This is a genomic window from Mesorhizobium sp. M7A.F.Ca.CA.004.06.1.1 (assembly GCF_003999135.1).
In the GTDB taxonomy this organism is placed as follows: Bacteria; Pseudomonadota; Alphaproteobacteria; order Rhizobiales; family Rhizobiaceae; genus Mesorhizobium.
The window spans coordinates 1-3,252 of record NZ_RZPQ01000679.1; the positions used below are offsets into that span (position 1 = coordinate 1).

The window sequence follows — 3,252 nt, forward strand, 5'->3', positions numbered from 1 at the left end:
GGCTTGAACATCCTGACCGGCTATGCCGGCCAGGTGTCGCTTGGCAGTGCTGCTTTCATGGCGGCCGGCGCCTTTGCCGCCTATAATTTCAACCTGCGTGTCGAAGGCCTGCCGCTGGCCGGCAGCATCTTCCTGGCCGGCATAGTGGCGGCCGCGATAGGCGTCGTTTTCGGCCTGCCGAGCCTGCGCCTGAAGGGTTTTTATCTCGCGGTTTCGACCCTTGCCGCGCAGTTCTTCGTGCAATGGGCGTTGACCAAGTTCAGCTGGTTTTCCAACAACTCGGCGTCCGGCGTCATCGACGCGCCGAGACTGTCGATTTCAGGTTTCGCGCTCGACGGCGCCATCGGCCGCTATTTGTTCGCGCTGACCATCGTCACGGTGCTGACCTTCCTTGCCTATAGGCTGGCCTCGTCGCAGACCGGGCGCAACTTCATCGCCATCCGCGACAATGAAACCGCCGCCCGCATCATCGGCATTCCGGTGCTGAAGACCAAGCTTCTGGCCTTCGCCATCTCGTCCTTCATCATTGGCGTTGCCGGCGTCATCTGGGCCTTCGCCTATCTCAGAACCGTCGAGCCGGACGGCTTCGATCTCGACCGGTCGTTCCAGATCCTGTTCATCATCATCATCGGTGGTCTGGCTTCGATCCGCGGCGCCTTCTTCGGCGCCGCCCTCATCGTGGTCTTTCCACTCGCTCTGTCGCGCCTCGGCGGCTTCCTGCTTGGCGATCTCTTCGACTCGGGCGTGCTCGACATGAGCCAGCGCATCGTGCTGGGCGCGCTCATCATCCTGTTTCTGATCCTTGAACCCGACGGGCTGGCGGCGCTGTGGGACAGGGTCCGAAGACGGCTCCTGTTCGCCTGGCAGTCGACTTGAGCTGATGCATTGAAAATGAATCCAATCCGAAAATGAACAAGGGGCCGAACCCAAGACGGCCCATACCGGGAGTATCTCGACCATGACTTTCCTCAGCACAATCAAGGCGGCGGCGCTGTCCGCGGCGATGATCGTGTCGGTGGCCTTACCGGCCGCGCACGCCGACGAACAGTATTTTCCGCTGCAGAGCTATCGCGTCGGGCCTTATGCGGCCGGCGGCACCGGCTTCTTCGGCGGTTTCATCGACTATCTCAACCTCATCAACATCCGTGACGGCGGCGTCAACGGCGTCAAACTGACTTGGGACGAATGCGAGACCCAGTATGAGGTCGAGCGTGGTGTCGAATGCTATGAGCGGCAGAAGAGCCATGCCGGTGCCGCCGCCTGGAACCCGCTCTCGGTCGGCATCGCCTATGCCATGATCGATCGCATCACCGCCGACAAGGTGCCGCTGATCACCGTCAATCACGGCCGAACCGATTCTACAGATGGGCGCGTTTTCCCCTACGTCTTCCCTCTGCTGCTCAATCCCTACAGTGAGACATCAGGCATCGTGAACTACATCGCCTCCAAGGAAGGCGGCATCGACAGACTGAAGGGCAAGAAGATCGTCGTGCTCTATCACGGGTCGCCCTACGGCAAGGAAACCATCCCGATCTATGAATTGCTGGCGCAGAAATACGGCTTCACCGTGCAGCAGATCGAGGTGCCGCATCCCGGCAACGAGCAGCAGTCGCAGTGGCTGACCATCCGTCGCGCCAAGCCGGATTTCGTCGTCCTGCGCGGCTGGGGCGTGATGAACCCGGTGGCGCTGAAGACGGCGGTCAAGGTCGGCTTCCCCGTCGACCATATCGTCGGCAATGTCTGGTCGAATTCCGAAGAGGACGTGATCCCCGCCGGCGACGCCGCCAAGGGCTACACCGCCATCACCACGCAGGCTTCCGGCAACTCCTACCCGGTGGTGCAGGAGATCGTGAAGACGGTCTATGGCGCCGGCAAGGGTAACCTTGAAGACAAGGCGCGCATCGGCTCGGTCTACCACAATCTCGGCATCGTCAACGGCATCCTCAATGTCGAGGCGATCCGGGTCGCGCAGGAGAAGTTCGGCCATCGCGCGCTGACCGGCGACGAGGTCCGCTGGGGCTTCGAGCATCTCAAGCTCGATCCGGCCAAGGTCGAGGCGCTCGGCGCCAAGGACCTGTTCCACTCGATCAATGTCAGCTGGGACAATCACGAAGGCGAAGGCTACGTGACCTTCCAGCAGTGGGACGGCAGGAAGTGGAACGTCGTCTCCGACTGGATCGCGCCGGACTGGGCGCTGCTGCGGCCGATCATCGAGAAGTCCGCCGAGGCCTACGCCGCCGAGAAGGGCATCAAGCTGCGTACCGCCGACGATGCCAATGCTGTGACCACCAACTGATCAGTCAGTGCCGGGCGTCGCGGACCAAGTTTCCGTGGCGCCCGACCTGTTCGGTTTTTGAACCGCGAAAGAACAGCCTATGCCGAACGATGACGTCATTCTTGCCGTGGACGCGGTCCATGCCACCTACAACCACGCCATCACGGCGCTGCACGGCGTCAGCTTTGAGCTCAGGCGCGGTCAGATCCTGGCGTTGCTCGGAGCCAATGGCGCCGGGAAGACCACGACGCTGAAGGCCGTCTCCAACCTGCTGCCGGCGGAACGTGGCCAGGTCAATGCCGGCACCATCCGCTATGAAGGGTCCGATGTCTCGCGCCGCAAACCGGGTGATCTGGTGCGCGCCGGGCTGGTCCAGGTGCTGGAAGGCCGCCACTGCTTCAAAAGCCTCACCGTCGAGGAGAATCTGATCGCCGGCGGCATCGGCCGCAGCGGGAGCCGCGCCGAGATCAATCAAGACCTCGAGCGGATCTACGGCTATTTCCCGCGCCTCAGGGAGAAGCGCCGGACATTGTCCGGCCTGACCTCCGGCGGTGAACAGCAGATGACCGCCATCGGCCGGGCGCTGATGTCGCGACCGCGTTTGCTGGTTCTCGACGAACCGTCGATGGGACTCGCCCCGCTCATCGTCCAGGACATCTTCCAGAGCTTGAAAAAACTCAACCGTGAGACCGGCCTGTCGATCCTGGTTGCCGAGCAGAACTCGGCAGTCGCGCTCAGATACGCCGACCACGCCACCGTGCTCGAAAACGGCGTTTCCGTGCTCGCTGGCGCTGCCGCCGAACTTCGCCAGCGCGAGGACATCAGAGCCTTCTATCTCGGTCAATCAACCCCCGGGCAACAGGTGTCACCCGCCACCAAGCCCGCCCATCTCCACGCCGTTGCCTGAGCCAAAATCCCAAGGAGCAGTGAAATGACCGTTTCGACCGTCAAAACCGACAAGGCTTCCGCCGCCGTGC

Annotated in this window: 3 protein-coding genes; all 3 read left to right on the forward strand. The window is 62.4% G+C overall.

What is annotated here, in order from left to right:
• Nucleotides 1-876, forward strand: an 876-nt coding sequence (locus EN906_RS28200) for a branched-chain amino acid ABC transporter permease (RefSeq protein ID WP_164777415.1), incomplete at its 5' end; no start/stop codon positions are given.
• Nucleotides 877-958: 82 nt separating this feature from the next.
• The gene (locus EN906_RS28205) at nt 959-2,296 is read left to right on the forward strand and encodes an ABC transporter substrate-binding protein (protein ID WP_127269594.1); all 1,338 of its coding nucleotides are present in this window, start codon (nt 959-961) and stop codon (nt 2,294-2,296) included.
• Between the two features lie 79 nt (nt 2,297-2,375).
• Entirely contained in the window at nt 2,376-3,182 is an 807-nt protein-coding gene (locus EN906_RS28210; protein ID WP_127269595.1) for an ABC transporter ATP-binding protein, read from the forward strand.
• The last annotated feature ends 70 nt before the right edge of the window (nt 3,183-3,252 follow it).